Origin of the sequence: Bacteroides sp. 11BF (genome assembly GCF_019633765.1) — a bacterium.
Taxonomy (GTDB): Bacteria; Bacteroidota; Bacteroidia; order Bacteroidales; family Bacteroidaceae; genus Bacteroides; species Bacteroides hominis.
The window spans coordinates 121,347-138,606 of sequence record NZ_JAFKPJ010000008.1 but is presented as its reverse complement, the minus strand read 5'-3'; the positions used below and the strand labels follow the sequence as shown (position 1 = coordinate 138,606).

The window sequence follows — 17,260 nt, the reverse complement described above, 5'->3', positions numbered from 1 at the left end:
TTTTAGATGTACTTTAAAATAAAAGATGAAACCTCTGCGAGCTTTGTATCCTTTGTGGTGGATTAAAACGAAGATAAGAATGAAGAATGTAACTTTGATCCTTGACGACGGGAGCCGTTTCCACGGCAAGTCGTTTGGCTACGAAAAACCTGTGGCAGGTGAAGTCGTGTTTAATACCGCCATGACCGGTTATCCGGAGAGTCTGACCGACCCTTCGTATGCAGGGCAGCTGATGACACTGACTTATCCGCTGGTAGGCAACTATGGTGTGCCTCCTTTCAGTATGGAACCCAACGGGCTGGCTACATTCATGGAGAGCGAACGCATCCATGCCGAAGCCATCATCGTGAGCGATTACTCACAGGAATACAGCCATTGGAATGCAGTGGAAAGTCTGGCGGACTGGCTGAAACGGGAGCAGGTGCCGGGCATTACGGGCATCGATACCCGTGAGCTGACCAAAGTGCTGCGTGAACACGGAGTGATGATGGGACGGATTGTGTTTGACGATGAACCGGAAAATGCTCCGGAAGCTGTTTACAGCGGGGTGAACTACGTAGACAAGGTTTCCTGTAAAGAGGTGATCCGTTACAATGAAGGCGCGGGTAAGAAAAAAGTCGTACTGGTGGATTGCGGTGTAAAGACGAACATTATCCGCTGCTTGCTTCGCCGGGATGTGGAAGTGATTCGCGTGCCTTGGGATTATGATTTCAATCATCTGGAATTCGACGGACTCTTCATCTCCAACGGACCGGGTGACCCGGATACATGTGATGCTGCGGTGCAGAACATCCGCCGTGCCATGCAGAACCCGAAACTTCCTATTTTTGGTATCTGCATGGGTAACCAGTTGCTGAGCAAAGCCGGAGGAGCCAAAATATACAAACTGAAATACGGTCATCGCAGTCATAATCAGCCGGTACGGATGGCAGGCACTGAACGTTGTTTCATCACTTCACAAAATCATGGTTACGCGGTAGATAACAACACACTCGGCACCGATTGGGAACCGTTGTTCATCAATATGAATGATGGCTCCAACGAAGGAATCCGCCATAAAACAAACCCGTGGTTCTCCGCACAGTTCCATCCGGAAGCGGCAAGCGGACCGACCGATACGGAATTCCTTTTCGACGAGTTCGTGAAACTGCTCTGAAGTATATTCTGCATAAATGATCAGAAACGAATACGATTCACCACAGAGGACACAGAGAATATATTTCTCTTAAATATCCTAATAAACAAGAGATTAAAACTCTGTGTTCTCTGTGGTGGATTAACCTCAAAAACAAACTAATAATGAAAGAAAACAATATAAAGAAAGTACTGCTCCTTGGTTCCGGAGCCTTGAAAATCGGTGAAGCCGGTGAGTTCGACTACTCCGGTTCCCAGGCGCTCAAAGCCTTGAAAGAAGAAGGAATCGAAACCATCCTGATCAACCCCAATATTGCCACCGTACAGACATCGGAAGGTGTGGCAGATCAGATTTATTTCCTTCCCGTAACTCCTTATTTCGTCGAGAAGGTGATTCAGAAGGAACGTCCTGAGGGTATCATGCTTGCTTTTGGCGGACAGACGGCACTGAACTGCGGCGTGGCCCTTTACCGCGAAGGCATTCTCGAAAAATACGGAGTACGTGTATTGGGAACTCCCGTACAAGCCATTATCGATACCGAAGACCGTGAGCTTTTCGTGGAGAAGCTGAACGAGATTGACGTGAAAACCATCAAGAGCGAAGCTGTCGAGAACGCCGAAGATGCTCGTCGTGCAGCCCGGGAATTAGGTTATCCGGTCATTGTCCGTGCGGCTTACGCATTGGGTGGATTAGGTTCCGGCTTCTGTGACAACGAAGCAGAACTGGACGTACTTGTTGAGAAAGCGTTCGCTTTTTCTCCGCAGGTGCTGGTTGAGAAGAGCTTGCGGGGATGGAAAGAGGTGGAATACGAAGTAGTGCGCGACCGCTTTGACAACTGTATCACGGTCTGCAACATGGAGAATTTCGACCCACTGGGCATCCATACCGGAGAATCCATTGTGATTGCTCCTTCGCAAACCCTGACCAATAAAGAATATCATAAACTGCGTGAGCTTGCCATCCGCATCATCCGCCACATCGGTATCGTGGGCGAATGTAACGTGCAGTATGCTTTCGATCCCGAATCGGAAGATTACCGGGTGATCGAGGTGAATGCCCGTCTGAGCCGTTCGTCTGCTTTGGCGTCGAAGGCTACCGGTTATCCGCTTGCTTTCGTGGCTGCCAAACTCGGACTCGGATACGGGCTGTTCGATTTGAAAAACTCCGTGACGAAGACTACCAGTGCGTTCTTTGAACCGGCGCTGGACTACGTAGTCTGCAAAATCCCCCGTTGGGATCTCGGTAAGTTCCACGGAGTGGATAAAGAACTCGGTTCTTCTATGAAGTCTGTCGGTGAGGTGATGGCCATCGGGCGTACCTTTGAAGAAGCGATTCAGAAAGGACTTCGTATGATAGGACAGGGTATGCACGGTTTTGTGGAAAACAAAGAACTCGTCATCTCCGACATCGACAAAGCGCTGCATGAACCGACCGACAAACGTATCTTCGTCATATCGAAGGCCTTCCGTGCGGGATATACCATTGACCAGGTGCACGACCTGACCAAGATCGACAAATGGTTCCTGCAAAAGCTGATGAACATCATGAATACTTCGGAGGAGCTTCATCAGTGGGGGAATAATCACAAGCAGATAGCCGACTTGCCTGCCGACCTGCTTAAGCAAGCCAAGCGACAGGGATTCTCTGACTTCCAGATAGCACGTGCCATCGGTTACGAAGGTGATATGGAAGACGGAAGCCTTTATGTCCGCAATTACCGCAAGAGCCTGGGCATCGTTCCCGTGGTGAAGCAGATCGATACGCTTGCTGCCGAGTATCCGGCACAGACCAATTACCTTTATTTGACCTACAGCGGCACAGCCAACGATGTAACCTACCTGGGCGACCACCGTTCCATCGTGGTGCTTGGTTCGGGTGCTTATCGCATCGGTTCTTCGGTAGAGTTTGACTGGTGCGGAGTGCAGGCACTCAATACCATCCGTAAGGAAGGCTGGCGTTCGGTGATGATCAATTATAATCCCGAAACCGTATCGACCGATTACGATATGTGCGATCGCCTCTACTTTGACGAATTGACTTTCGAACGTGTGACGGATATTCTTGAACTGGAGAATCCGCATGGTGTCATCGTCTCCACCGGAGGGCAGATACCGAACAACCTTGCTCTGCGCCTCGATGCCCAGAATATCCATATTCTCGGTACTTCCGCCAAGAGTATCGATAATGCCGAGGACCGTGATAAATTCTCCGCCATGCTCGACCGCATCGGCGTGGATCAGCCGGAATGGCGTGCGCTTACTTCACTCGAAGATATCAACTCCTTCGTAGACAAGGTAGGCTTCCCTGTGCTCGTGCGTCCGTCGTATGTGCTTAGTGGGGCGGCCATGAATGTTTGCTCCAATCAGGAAGAACTGGAACGCTTCCTGCAACTGGCAGCCAATGTTTCGAAGAAGCACCCGGTTGTGGTCAGCCAGTTCATCGAACATGCCAAAGAGGTGGAGATGGATGCCGTAGCACAAAACGGGGAGATCATTGCGTATGCCATTTCCGAACACATCGAATTTGCCGGCGTACACTCCGGTGATGCCACCATCCAGTTCCCGCCGCAGAAGTTGTATGTGGAGACGGTGCGTCGCATTAAGCGTATCAGTCGTGAGATAGCCAAGGCACTCAATATCTCCGGTCCGTTCAACATCCAGTATCTGGCTAAAGACAACGACATCAAAGTGATCGAGTGTAATCTCCGTGCCAGCCGTTCGTTCCCCTTTGTCAGCAAAGTGCTGAAGATCAACTTTATCGAACTCGCTACGAAAGTCATGCTCGGTCTGCCTGTTGAGAAGCCGAACAAGAACCTTTTTGAACTCGATTATGTCGGTATCAAGGCCAGTCAGTTCTCTTTCAATCGTCTTCAGAAAGCTGATCCTGTGCTGGGTGTCGACATGGCATCGACCGGTGAGGTAGGTTGTATCGGCAGCGATACTTCCTGTGCCGTACTAAAAGCAATGCTTTCCGTGGGCTATCGCATTCCGAAGAAGAACATCCTGCTCTCTACCGGAACGCCGAAACAGAAAGTGGATATGCTCGAAGCGGCCCGTATGTTACAGAAGAAGGGATATAATATCTTCGCAACGGGAGGTTCCAGCAAATTTCTTACCGAGAATGGCGTAGAGAACACCCGCGTCTACTGGCCCAGCGAGGAAGGACATCCCCAGGCACTCGAGATGTTGCACAAGAAAGAGATCGACATGGTAGTCAATATTCCCAAGAATCTGACTGCCGGTGAGCTGGATAACGGTTACAAAATCCGTCGTGCCGCCATCGACCTCAACATCCCGCTGATTACCAATGCCCGATTGGCGAGTGCGTTTATCAATGCGTTCTGTACGATGGATATTGACGATATAGCAATCAAGTCATGGGAAGAATATAAATAAGAAGTTCCGTCTTCTTCTCCTCTTTTGCTTAACAATCCTGAAATCCGGAACTTTTTCTGTTGACTGTTGTTGAAAGTACATATAAATCAATAAAGCGTGTAACAATGAGTATAGCAGAGCAATTGGATGCCGCATCCGGAACGAATCGTCTGGTGTTGGTAGAATTTTATGCAGACTGGTCTCCCCATTATGAATGGCTGGAACCTGTAGTACGGACTTACGAGAAACAAGTCTCCGAGGTGGTTAAAGTGAATATAGTGGGAGACAAGGCAGTCGCGGATTCATTCAATATCGAGACGGCTCCGGCTTTCATCCTTCTGCAGCGTGGACACGAATTGTGGAGGCAAGTGGGAGAACTGACCATCGATGAACTTAAACTGGTGTTGGAAGAGTTCAAATAGCAAAGTGCCAATCATGTCATTTTGTATTTTCTACCCGGTGTAGCATGCGCTATATCGGGTAGTTTGTTTATTGGATACGAAATGGGTGTTTGTATGCCCGTTTCCGTTTTTCAATTAGTTATCCTTATGTGTTTATAAGGTTACGTTATGGCAGGTGTTTAGGTCTGTTCCTTATCGCAGGTTTGCTCTATGCCGTGCTTTTGTAAGCTGATTGATATTTCGAAAAAATTAGTTTGGTCTGCACTGAAAAGTGGAAAAATAGAGGTTACGGGACACTTTACACTCTCTTTATACCTGATGTAACGTTGGTTTTAATGAAACGGAGCTTTGGTTTTAAACCAATGCCGTCTTTCTTTTAAAGGAACGCCGTCTTTCTTCCTTAGAAGAAACGTATGTTTATTGAATATATTGGTCTATTTCTGCATTGTTTTGCGCTTTATATGCGTTTTGTATGAAGATTTATCTTTTATTGCGTCTGTTTCGGTGAAAGTGTGAGTCAGTAAACAGGCGAAAGCGATAGCAAGCTGATAGCTAAATATAAAATATGCTATCAAAGTGAATTTATCTTTTTTGATACTCCTGTGGTGTCATGCCCGTCATTCGTTTAAAGAACTTGCAGAAGAAGGAGGGATTCGGGAAATGCAGTTCATCCGAAATCTGGTATACAAGCAGGTCACTGTGTTTCAGTAACACTTTTGCTTCGAGAATAACAGACTGATTGATCCACTCCATCACTGTCTGGTGACTGACCTGCCGGATCAGTGTGTTCAGGTAACGGGGAGTCAGGCATAGCTTGTCGGCATAGAATCCTACGGTACGTTCGTTTTTGCTGGATTCGTTCACCAGTGTGATGAATCGCCAGAATATCTCTTCCTGATGTGAAAACCTGTGAGAAGCGTCATTGGCTTCTTCCGTCCGTATATATTTTATATTATGCAGTAGAGCTGCAAGCAGATGTTGTACCACCTCCCGGCGGAAGGGTTTTTCCTGAACAGTTTTCCAAATCAGCGTGAAATAAGCATCCGACAACTTCCATTCGGTATCTGTCACCCGGGTGACAAGGTTCTGCCGTACGTGTGATTCAAAGAGCTGGTCACGTCGTAGGAGCGGCAGGAAGTCTTTGTCCACTGCGATCATCTGAAAATCGTAATCGGGTGTGAACTCTAAAAGTTCGACAATGGAGCCGGGGATGAAAGTGACAATGGTTTGTGGATAGACGGTATATTCAATCAGGTTGATAATGATCCGTGCCTTTCCGCGTAGTCCGCGGATAATTCTTCCTTCCTTCAGCCGGTAGGGTTGTCCCAAACGGAACAGGTGGCTTTCCATATTGGCGAAGCTGATGACAATGCCAAAATCCGGGGTGACGAAGCGATATTCGTTGTTGCATACCATGTTGCTGTGCTTCAGCAGGTCGAGTGCCAGTTCCAGAGGTTTGTTCTTTTCCATAAATCAGTTGTTATCACACGGCAAACTTAGATAAAATATGCGATTTATAAGCGAGCTAAGTAAAAGAATAGCATATTTTATCCAAAACACAATGAGATAGTGTGCGTGTATCCCGGTCCGGACCTCAACATACTGATGAGGCTGATGGGCATGGAGGATAATATAATAGGGGTATGAGCAGTGGGGTGAAGCTTGTCCTGAAAAAGTTAATATAGTTTAATCTGGAGCAAATATGTTTATACGGGCAGTTTGTAATTACGAAGTATTCGTATATTGTTGATGACGAATAACTTAAATACAATTCTGCATGAAAACCACTTATTTACTTTTATCCTCCGCTTTGTTGCTGGGATGTGTATCCGCTTGCAACACCTCCGGTCAGAAATCCAAAGAAATGAAAACAGACGATGGGAGCATCACTACTGTCGAAACTGTCGGAAGCAAACTGACTATATGTGACTTATCACTCGTAAAAGACACCATAGAAGTGCCACTCAGCGAGTTTGTCGAAGATTGTCGCATTGTTCGTTTTGGGACCTCCGAAGAGGCATACTTCAAAGCCTGGTTTATTAATGCTACCGACAATTACATCGGTATCCGCCAAGGGGATCGGGGTGTGTTTAAGCTGTTTGACAGGAATGGTAAATTCTTATATAATGTCGGTTCCGTAGGAAGCGGTCCCGGTGAATATGACACCACCCTTTACGATGAATGCATTGATGAAAAGAATGGTCATATATTCTTCACGCCTTTTGTGGGGAAGAGAATCATGATGTATGATATAAACGGGCAATGGATTAAGGATATCCAGCTTCCCATACAAGTCAATAAACCGAAAATATGGGTGAATGAAGATGGAAGTTTATCTATTATACACATGCCTTTCAATGAGGGAGAGCCTCTTGCTTTCCAAATGGATACGGACGGAAATATACTGAAGCAAATCCCTGCGACAGCCGCAACAAAGGTGATGAATTTCGACGGAGAAATTTTCTCATACAGAAATTGCAACGATTTCGATTTCTTCCATACCAGTATAGATACTCTTTTTACTTATGATTCCACTAACAATAAGTTGTTACCAAGATTCACCATGACCTTCCCGAATATGAATGAGAAACCGATACATTTATATTACAGACTACCTCATCATTTCATAGTCACCTATTGGGGGAAAAAGGGAACAGGAGGTGGAGATGTCTTGGTAGACACTAAGAAGAATGCTTCTTCTTATTTCCGCCTTGTTAATGACTTTTACGGTAATCTTCCTGTTTCGGCTCCGGGTCACAGTTTCTATCGCGGGTACTTTATCCAAAGTATGGAACCGGGCCAGTTGATTGAAAAGATAGAAAAACATCTTGCTTCCGGCAAATGCTCCGGTCCAGATGAAAAGAAACTTAAGGAACTGGCAGCTACTTTGAATGAGAATGATAATAATGTTCTGTTTATCGGAAAGGTGAAAGAATAAAGAATCCATATGGAGATATGGCAATGTTGATTTAGAAAGAAGTATTTCTAAATATGGAACCCCGGGAGAGTCATTTTCCGGGGTTTGTTTTTTCGGTCATCGCTTTTCGCGGACTCTAATAAGGTATGGATTTATAAATGGCTTCAATAAAAGGATAGCATATCTTAAATCCTGAATAAATCCACAGTCGGCATTTGATTCATATGATTTATTCTAAAGAATCGAACTAATAGAACATTATTGCAAACAATTGGAACCTGGTTGCGTGTTCTTATTCTCTATCTTTGCAGGAAAGAAGAATTAATTAGGAATAGAATATGAAACGATTTATTTTTTCTTTGTCTTTTTCTCTGTTTGCCCTGCTGACATATGGGCAGATCACCCTTGAAGAGTGCCAACGGAAAACCCGGGAAAACTATCCGTTGGTGAGGCAGTATGGGTTGATAGAGAAGACTAAAGAATATAATCTGGCAAATGCGTCGAAAGCTAATCTGCCTCAGTTCACCCTTTCGGGCAAAGCTACCTGGCAGAGTGAGGTAACAGAGCTGCCCGTGCAGATTCCCGGGGTAGATATCAAGGGCTTGTCCAAGGATCAATATCAGGTGATGCTGGAACTGAAACAGAACATTTGGGACGGTGGTGAAATCCGTTCAAGGAAAGAGCAGGTAAAGGCGATGTCGGACGTAGACCGGGAAAAGCTGAATGTGGATATGTATGCACTTACCGAGCGGGTGAATCAGGTATATTTCGGGATTCTGTTACTGGACGAACAATTGAGTCAGAATCAGCTCTTCCTGGAAGAACTGGAACGTACCCACAGGCAGATTTCTTCGTACATTGAAAATGGCATTGCCAGTCAGACCGATCTTGATGCCGTCAGTGTGGAGCAGTTGAACACCCGGCAAAAGCGGATAGAGTTAACGACTTCACGCCAGGCCTATCTGTCAATGCTTTCGCTGCTGACAGGCGAAGAAGTGCCTGCCAGTGCGTCTTTACAGAAGCCGGTCGCCGAGTCGGACATACAGGTGATGGCGAATAATCGTCCGGAATTGCTATGGTTCGATGCACAGAACGGACGCTTACAAGTACAGGAAGAAGCTTTGAAAACCGGACTGATGCCTCGTCTCGGGCTCTTCGTACAGGGGGCGTATGGCAATCCGGGACTGAATATGCTGAAAAATGAGTTCACCCCTTATTATGTGGCAGGAGTCCGTTTGTCGTGGAACTTCGGCAGCCTGTATACGTTGCGTAACGATAGGCGGGTGATAGATACCAGTCGTCGACAGTTGGACAGTAACCGGGATGTGTTTCTGTTTAACACCCGCATTCAGGCTACTCAGCAGGAGAGTGCCGTGGAGAGCGTGCGCCGTCAGATGGTGGATGATGATGAAATTATCCGTTTGCGGACTAATATCCGTAAAGCTTCGGAGGCGAAGGTGGCTAATGGCACCATGACCGTTACCGATATGCTCCGGGATATGACTTCCGAGAATCTGGCTCGACAGACCAAGGCTTTGCATGAAGTCCAGCTCCTGATGAATATTTATCAATTGAAATATACTACGAATAACTAATATAATAGCAGTTATGAAATCAAATAAACTTATAGGATGTCTATTCTTACTGTCTTTACTTTCCGCTTGCGGAGGCAGAACTATCGACTATGATGCTACGGGAACTTTCGAAGCGACTGAAGTTCTGGTTTCGGCCGAGGCTTCGGGAAGGCTTCTGTGCTTTGATGTTGAAGAAGGTACACGGTTGGCATCCGGTGAAGAAGTGGGATTGATCGATACCGTGCAACTTTACCTGAAGAAACTGCAATTGCAAGCCAGTATGAAGTCGGTTGAAAGCCAACGTCCGGATGTCAACAAGCAGATTGCCGCTACCCGCCAGCAAATCGCTACCGCCCAACGGGAGAAGAAACGTGTAGAAAACCTTTTGAAAGCCGGAGCCGCTAATCAGAAGCAACTGGATGATTGGGATGCGCAGGTCGCTTTGCTCGAGCGTCAGCTTGCGGCACAGATGTCGTCTTTACAAAACAGTACGAACAGTCTTACGGAACAAGGTTCGTCAGTAGCCATTCAAGTGGCACAGGTGGAAGACCAGTTGGCGAAGTGCCATATTGTTTCGCCTATCAGCGGTACTGTATTGGCGAAATATGCCGAAGCAGGAGAACTGGCTGCCGTGGGCAAGCCACTCTTCAAGGTGGCAGATGTTGATCATATGTATCTTCGCGCTTATATCACATCCGAACAGCTCTCGCAGGTTAAAATCGGTAACCGGGTGACAGTTTTCTCCGACTATGGAGGAAACGAACGTAAAGAGTATCCGGGAGTCGTAAGCTGGATTTCAGATCGTTCTGAATTTACTCCTAAAACGATTCTGACAAAAGAAGAACGTGCCAATCTGGTGTATGCCGTCAAGATAACCGTGGAGAACGACGGACTGCTCAAAATAGGTATGTATGGTGGAGTGAAGTTTTAAATGATGCCTGATGATGAAACCAGCTGTATCTGTCAGTGACGTGACTAAATGTTACGGTGAAGTAGAAGCCTTGAAGAAGGTTTCCTTTTCCGTGAATCCCGGTGAGTTGTTCGGCATCATCGGACCGGATGGAGCCGGTAAGAGTACACTCTTCCGCATCCTGACTACACTGTTGCTTGCCGACAGTGGGACGGCTACGATGAACGGGCTCGATGTTGTGAAGGATTACAAACAAATCCGGCAACAGGTGGGATACATGCCCGGACGTTTTTCGCTTTATCAGGACCTGACGGTGGAAGAGAACCTCGACTTTTTTGCTACTGTATTTCATACGACTATCCGCGAAAACTATGATTTGGTGAAAGATATCTACCAGCAGATAGAACCTTTTCGTAAACGCAGAGCGGGGGCTTTGTCGGGAGGTATGAAACAAAAGCTGGCCTTAAGTTGTGCGTTGATTCACAAACCCGGCATTCTGTTCCTGGACGAGCCGACTACCGGTGTGGATCCGGTTTCACGCAAGGAGTTCTGGGAAATGTTGAGGCATCTCAAGGAGCAGGGAATCACTATTCTCGTTTCTACTCCGATTATGGATGAAGCCCGGCAATGCGACCGTATCGCTTTTATCAACGAAGGAGAGATACAGGGGATCGATGTGCCGGAACGCATCCTGAAACAGTTCAGTCACATTCTTTGTCCACCCGGTCTGGAACGTGCGGAAGTACATGCCGAAAATGATTTTGCCATTGAGGTAGACCGGCTTACCAAATGTTTTGGGCATTTCACGGCTGTCGACCATATCTCCTTTCAGGTGAACCGGGGAGAGATCTTCGGATTTCTCGGGGCGAACGGTGCGGGAAAAACCACTGCGATGCGTATGCTTTGCGGATTGAGCAAACCTACCTCCGGCATAGCACGGGTAGCCGGCTTTGATGTTGCCGTCCACCCTGAAGAAGTGAAGAAGAATATTGGATACATGAGCCAGAAGTTCTCTCTATACGAAGATCTTAAAGTATGGGAAAACATTCGTCTTTTTGCCGGCATTTATGGAATGCAGGACCGCGAGATAACCGAAAAGACAGATGCTCTTCTCGATTGTCTGGGGGTCAGCGACGAGCGTGACACACTTGTGAAGAGCCTTCCTTTAGGCTGGAAACAAAAGCTGGCCTTTTCAGTTTCGATTTTCCATGATCCGCGGATTGTGTTTCTTGACGAACCTACGGGAGGAGTCGATCCTGCTACCCGCCGGCAGTTCTGGGAATTGATTTATCAAGCGGCAGATCGGGGGATAACGGTCTTTGTAACCACCCATTACATGGACGAGGCCGAGTATTGTAACCGTGTGTCTATCATGGTAGACGGACGTATCGAGGCACTTGACACCCCTCGCGGACTAAAGGCACGTTTTCATGCCGATACCATGGACGATGTATTCCAGCAACTGGCCCGTAAGGCAGTGCGTAAAGCCGATTAACCTATGAAACAGTTTATAGCATTTGTAAAAAAGGAGTTCTTCCACATTTTCCGCGACCGACGGACTATGTTGATTCTGTTAGGGATGCCTGTTGTTCAGATCATTCTCTTTGGCTTTGCCATTACTACCGAAGTGAAAAATGTACGTGTGGGTGTACTCGACCCTTCGAATGACATGGTTACCCGCAAGATCATCGACCGTTTGGATGCCAGCGAATACTTTTCCGTGAAGTGCCTGTTGCATTCTCCACAGGAGATGGAAAGGGCGTTTCAGGAAAATGAAATCGACATGGCACTTGTATTCAGCGAACAATTTGCCAATCATCTGTATACAGGCGATGCCCGTGTGCAACTGGTTTCCGATGCAACCGATCCGAATATGGCTACCACACAAGCCGGTTACGCCACTAATGTCATAGCTTCCGTCCGACAGGAAATGCTTCCTCCCGGAATGTCCGTATCTTCTGTTGTGCCCGATGTGAAACTGCTCTATAATCCGCAGATGAAGAGTGCCTACAATTTTGTGCCCGGTGTGATGGGACTTATCCTGATGCTGATCTGTGCCATGATGACTTCCATATCCATTGTCCGCGAGAAGGAGACAGGTACGATGGAGATATTGCTGGTTTCTCCGGTGAAACCTTTGTTCGTTATTCTGGCTAAGGCCGTTCCTTATTTTGTGCTGTCGTTTGTCAATCTTACGACGATTCTGCTGCTTTCAGTTTATGTACTTGATGTACCCGTGGCAGGCAGCCTGTTCTGGTTGATAATGGTATCACTGCTTTTTATCTTTGTGTCGTTGGCGTTGGGATTGCTTATTTCCACGGTGACACGGACGCAAGTGGCTGCCATGCTCGCTTCGGGGTTGATCTTGATGATGCCTACAATGTTGCTTTCCGGCATGATATTTCCGATAGAGAGCATGCCTCTGGTATTGCAATTGATTTCCGATATTCTGCCCGCCCGCTGGTATATTCAGGCCGTACGTAAATTGATGATTGAGGGAGTAGATATTTCTTTTGTGCTGTCTGAGGTCAGTATTCTGGCTCTTATGGCAGTCGTGTTGATAACAATTAGCTTCAAGAAATTCAAAAACAGGTTATGATTAAATATCTTATAGAGAAAGAATTCAAGCAGTTGCTCCGCAACTCTTTCCTGCCGAGGTTGATTTTTATCTTCCCTTGCATGATTATGCTTCTTATGCCCTGGGCTGCTAATCTTGAAATAAAAAATATCCGGATGAATATTATAGATAATGATCATTCGGCTCTTTCACGCAGGCTGGTCGATAAGATAACGGCTTCAACTTACTTCCGGACCACTGCTTTACCGGACTCCTATAAAGAAGGGTTGGAAGCGATTGAAGCGGGGACAGCCGATGTGCTGCTTGAAATTCCCGGAGATTTCGAGAAGGACTGGGTGAATGGCGAGGCTGCCCACGTACTTGTGGCCGCCAATGCCGTAAATGGGACCAAGGGTGGTTTGGGCAGTTCATATCTGTCTGCCATCATCAACGATTATGGTACGGAATTGCAGGCGGAGAGTGGAAACATTCCGGCTGCTGCCAACGGGAATCTGCCCCGGATTGATATTCTTACTCAGAATCTTTTCAACCCTAATCTGGATTATAAACTGTTTATGATTCCGGCCCTGATGGTGATGCTGCTTACCATGCTTTGCGGCTTCTTGCCTGCGTTGAATATAGTAGGGGAGAAGGAGGCCGGTACGATTGAGCAGATCAATGTGACTCCTGTCGGAAAGTTCACTTTTATCCTTGCCAAACTGATTCCTTATTGGTTGATAGGCTTTGTGGTTCTGACACTTTGTTTTATTCTGGCATGGGCACTTTACGGAATTTTTCCTGCAGGCCATTTTCTGGTGATCTATTTCTTTGCCATCATCTTTGTTTTGGCTGTATCCGGTCTTGGATTGGTCATTTCCAATCATTCGGCTACCATGCAACAAGCCATGTTTGTCATGTGGTTCTGTATGCTGATTCTAATCTTAATGAGCGGACTATTTACTCCTGTCCGCAGTATGCCCGAGTGGGCACAATGGATCACTATGCTCAATCCACTGAAATATTTTATGCAGGTGATGCGTATGGTATATCTCAAGGGGAGCGGGTTTATCGATTTATTGCCGCAGCTGGGAGCTTTGCTGGCCTTTGCGCTGTTTTTCAATATTTGGGCGGTGAAGAGCTATCGGAAGAGTGGCTAATTAGGCAGTGGAGAGCTTCAAAAAGCATTCGAAAAGTGGTTAACAGACTGGAAAATTTAGGATAAACCTGTGTTTGCTTGCAACTTATGTGTATTTTTGTAGAAAGAAACAGATATACTAAGATATTACGTAATGAGCAAACAAACATCAAGCCCTTCTCAAACCCATAGACTTCAGCAAACTATATATGAAAATCTTCCCGTAGGGATGGAATTGTATGATTGTGAAGGTCGCCTGATAGAGATAAACAGTGTAGGACTGAAAATGATGGGGGTGAAGGATAAACAAGATATGTTGGGTATCAACATTTTTGAAAACCCGAATGTTCCCGATGAAATGAAGAGCCGCTTGCGTGCGGGAGAGAATATTCGTTTTACAGTCAAGTATGATTTTGAATTAGCCAAATTTTATTATCCGACAACTTTATCAGGGATACGTTATTTTGAAATTACCGTATCGGTAGTCCGGGATGATGAGAATAAGGAGATCGATAAGTTCCTTTTTATAGCACAGGATGTGACCGAAACGGTACGTACCGAAGAGATATTACGTCAAAGCAAGCAAAAAACCGCATTGGCCATGCAGGCCGCCGATGTGGTTTTATGGGAATTTGATGTTCGCACTCATTTGTTCTATGCGGAGAATGAACCACTTAATAACTGCGATCCTACTCAGCCCCTCACTATTGAAGATTATAAAAAACATATTCATCCGGAGGATTGGAAAGAAGCGGAACCCATTTTGTTTGATATGCTTAATGGTTGTGATTGTCTGTATGAAATGGATATCCGGATTAGACTGTCCGATACATCAGAGTGGCAATATTGTAAATTGAATTGTTCTCCGTATGAGAGGGGAGTCGATGGAAAAGTTGTCAAGTACGTAGGTTTTCGCAAAAACAATACAGAGTTACAAAGACGGAAGTTATTGCAAGAGAACATTTTGAATAGCATACCGTTGCCTATACACATAAAAGATGTGGAAGATGATTTTCGTTATGTTTTCTGTAATGAAGAAAGTATGCGGATGTTTGGCACCTATGAAGGTGAAACAGTAAGTGACATTCTGGATCGTGAACAGGCGGAGCGCATGCAAAAAACAGATTTGGAAGTTTTTACTACCGGCAAGCCTTATTTTGGGGTAGAACGAATTATTCTGAAGGATGGTCGCAGCTATGATACCATTGTACGCAAGAATATCATTTATGATGGTAGCAAGCGTCTGTTGCTCAATATTCGTTGGGATCAGAAATTGCAGAATGACCTTGAACGCCGTGCCAAGGTTCTTTCCATATCCATGGAGGTGATGAATGCTTATACTTGGTTTTACGAGCCGTCGAAGCAAAGAGTCAGTTTTGGTGAGGGATTTGATAAGATAGGGCGGAATGCTTTGGACATCAATACTTTTGAAAAGTTTGCAGAATGTGTACATCCTGGCGACCGGAGGCAGTTCATCGGTACGATGGATGCAGTGCTGAAGCAGGATAGTGGTGAATGGGACATAGAATATCGTGCGGACTTGCGGGGAAACGGGAATTACGAATGGTGGCAAACCCGTGGAGTGCTTGAGACCTCTATTCTTAATGATACTCCTTATCAGTATGTCTCCGGCATGACGATCAGCATTGAATCTTATAAACAGACAGAATTGACTTTGCTGAAAAATAAGGAGAAACTGAAGAGACTGATCCGGCAGAATGAATTGGTACTGAATAATACTAATTCCGGATTGGCTTATATCACTAAAGATTATGTTGTGCAATGGGAAAATGTATCGGTCTGTTCGTCCAGCCTCTCTTTTGAGGCATATAAGCGGGGAGAGTGCTGTTATAAGAGTGCCCATAACCGGACTTCTCCCTGTGAAAATTGTGTGTTAGGCAAAGTATTGGCATCAAGGCAGATGGAAAAGATAAAGTTTCATTCGGAAAACAACCGGATTGTAGAGATATTGGCTACTCCCGTATTTGGTGAAGGTGAAGAGATAGATGGCATCGTGATTCGTGTGGATGATATTACTGATAGAGAGAGAATGATCGAAGAACTGAGGCAGGCAAAGCTGCTGGCCGAACAATCGGATAAACTTAAGTCAGCTTTTCTTGCCAATATGAGTCATGAAATCCGTACACCGCTAAATGCGATTGTCGGCTTCTCTGATTTACTGATGAACTCGGAGGAGCAGGCTGATAGAGAAGAGTATATGCAGATTATCAATACCAATAACGAACTGTTGCTGAAACTTATTAATGATATCCTGGACCTGTCGAAATTGGAGTCCGGTTCGGTGGAACTAAAATATGAAGATTTTGATCTGGTCGAATATTTTAATGGCATGGCATCTTCTATGAAGCAACGGATAGTTAATCCGGAAGTCCGGTTGGTGACGATTAATCCTTATGATGTGTGTCTGGTGAAACTTGACAGAAACCGTGTGGCACAAGTGATGACTAATTATGTCACAAATGCCATTAAATATACTCCGAAAGGATCTATAGAAATGGGGTATGAAGTAATGGATACAGGAATCCGTCTGTATGTAAAAGACACAGGTATCGGCATACCGGAGGAGAAAAAGAATAAAGTTTTCCATCGGTTCGAGAAACTCGATGAGTTTGCTCAAGGCACAGGACTCGGCCTTTCTATCTGTAAGGCAATTACCGAATCGATGGGAGGAAGTGTCGGTTTTGAATCTAAATACCATGAAGGCTCTCTGTTCTGGGCCATTATTCCTTGCAATCCGGAAGTGAAAACCGGGCGGGAGCTCGAAAGGCATATCGGGCCAAGCATAGATGAAGAGAATATGACATATGGCCGGAATCTGAATGCGGCTTTGGATAGAAAGACGATTCTGATAGCAGAAGATATCTCAAGTAATTATCTGTTATTATCGGCCATGCTGTGTAAGCATTATAATTTGCTTCATGCCATGAATGGACAGCAAGCTGTAGAGATGGCGAAGAACTACAGGATTGATCTTTTGCTGATGGATATGAAAATGCCTGTAATGGACGGACTGACGGCAACAGTTGAGATTCGGAAGTTCAATAAGGAATTACCCATTGTAGCGCTTACGGCACATGCTTTCGACTCCGATAGGGCAGCTGCATTAGAAGCCGGTTGTAATGATTATCTTGCCAAGCCGGTAGATAAAGCAAGACTGATGTCTGTATTACGTAAATACTGCTATTCTCCAGATGTTGCTTTATGACGGTTTACTAAATAATCGCTGATTATCAAAA

The 17,260-nt window shown here is 45.7% G+C and carries 11 protein-coding genes; 10 read left to right on the top strand and 1 reads right to left on the bottom strand.

Features of this window, described 5'->3' with window-relative positions; translation table 11 throughout:
* Positions 1–79: 79 nt before the first annotated feature.
* The 3 genes from carA to JZY04_RS10455 all read left to right on the top strand — a co-directional run bounded on the left by carA (position 80) and on the right by JZY04_RS10455 (position 4,931).
* Complete coding sequence (gene carA / locus JZY04_RS10465) at positions 80–1,156, top strand: glutamine-hydrolyzing carbamoyl-phosphate synthase small subunit (protein ID WP_032538057.1); 1,077 nt, start codon at positions 80–82, stop codon at positions 1,154–1,156.
* Between the two features lie 143 nt (positions 1,157–1,299).
* The gene (gene carB / locus JZY04_RS10460) at positions 1,300–4,530 is read left to right on the top strand and encodes a carbamoyl-phosphate synthase (glutamine-hydrolyzing) large subunit (protein ID WP_122143171.1); all 3,231 of its coding nucleotides are present in this window, start codon (positions 1,300–1,302) and stop codon (positions 4,528–4,530) included.
* A 104-nt stretch (positions 4,531–4,634) separates the two neighbouring features.
* Entirely contained in the window at positions 4,635–4,931 is a 297-nt protein-coding gene (locus JZY04_RS10455; protein ID WP_005778289.1) for a thioredoxin family protein, read from the top strand.
* Between the two features lie 561 nt (positions 4,932–5,492).
* Here JZY04_RS10455 and JZY04_RS10450 read toward each other — a convergent pair.
* Complete coding sequence (locus JZY04_RS10450; RefSeq protein WP_122143170.1) at positions 5,493–6,380, bottom strand: helix-turn-helix domain-containing protein; 888 nt, start codon at positions 6,378–6,380, stop codon at positions 5,493–5,495.
* A gap of 307 nt (positions 6,381–6,687) precedes the next feature.
* On the opposite strand from JZY04_RS10450, the gene JZY04_RS10445 reads away from it, so the two are divergent.
* The 7 genes from JZY04_RS10445 to JZY04_RS10415 all read left to right on the top strand — a co-directional run bounded on the left by JZY04_RS10445 (position 6,688) and on the right by JZY04_RS10415 (position 17,229).
* Entirely contained in the window at positions 6,688–7,848 is a 1,161-nt protein-coding gene (locus tag JZY04_RS10445; RefSeq protein ID WP_122143169.1) for a 6-bladed beta-propeller, read from the top strand.
* Positions 7,849–8,165: 317 nt separating this feature from the next.
* The gene (locus JZY04_RS10440; protein WP_122143168.1) at positions 8,166–9,422 is read left to right on the top strand and encodes a TolC family protein; all 1,257 of its coding nucleotides are present in this window, start codon (positions 8,166–8,168) and stop codon (positions 9,420–9,422) included.
* A gap of 13 nt (positions 9,423–9,435) precedes the next feature.
* Entirely contained in the window at positions 9,436–10,332 is an 897-nt protein-coding gene (locus JZY04_RS10435; RefSeq protein ID WP_101603214.1) for an HlyD family secretion protein, read from the top strand.
* Positions 10,333–10,345: 13 nt separating this feature from the next.
* Positions 10,346–11,806 (top strand): ATP-binding cassette domain-containing protein, encoded by a 1,461-nt coding sequence (locus JZY04_RS10430; protein WP_122143191.1) that lies wholly within the window; start codon positions 10,346–10,348, stop codon positions 11,804–11,806.
* A gap of 3 nt (positions 11,807–11,809) precedes the next feature.
* Complete coding sequence (locus tag JZY04_RS10425) at positions 11,810–12,910, top strand: ABC transporter permease (protein ID WP_005778275.1); 1,101 nt, start codon at positions 11,810–11,812, stop codon at positions 12,908–12,910.
* On the top strand, positions 12,907–14,025 hold the full coding sequence (locus JZY04_RS10420; protein WP_005806587.1) for an ABC transporter permease: 1,119 nt from the start codon (positions 12,907–12,909) through the stop codon (positions 14,023–14,025). The genes JZY04_RS10425 and JZY04_RS10420 overlap by 4 nt, the downstream gene beginning before the upstream one ends.
* A 132-nt stretch (positions 14,026–14,157) precedes the next feature.
* Positions 14,158–17,229 (top strand): response regulator, encoded by a 3,072-nt coding sequence (locus JZY04_RS10415; protein WP_122143167.1) that lies wholly within the window; start codon positions 14,158–14,160, stop codon positions 17,227–17,229.
* The last annotated feature ends 31 nt before the right edge of the window (positions 17,230–17,260 follow it).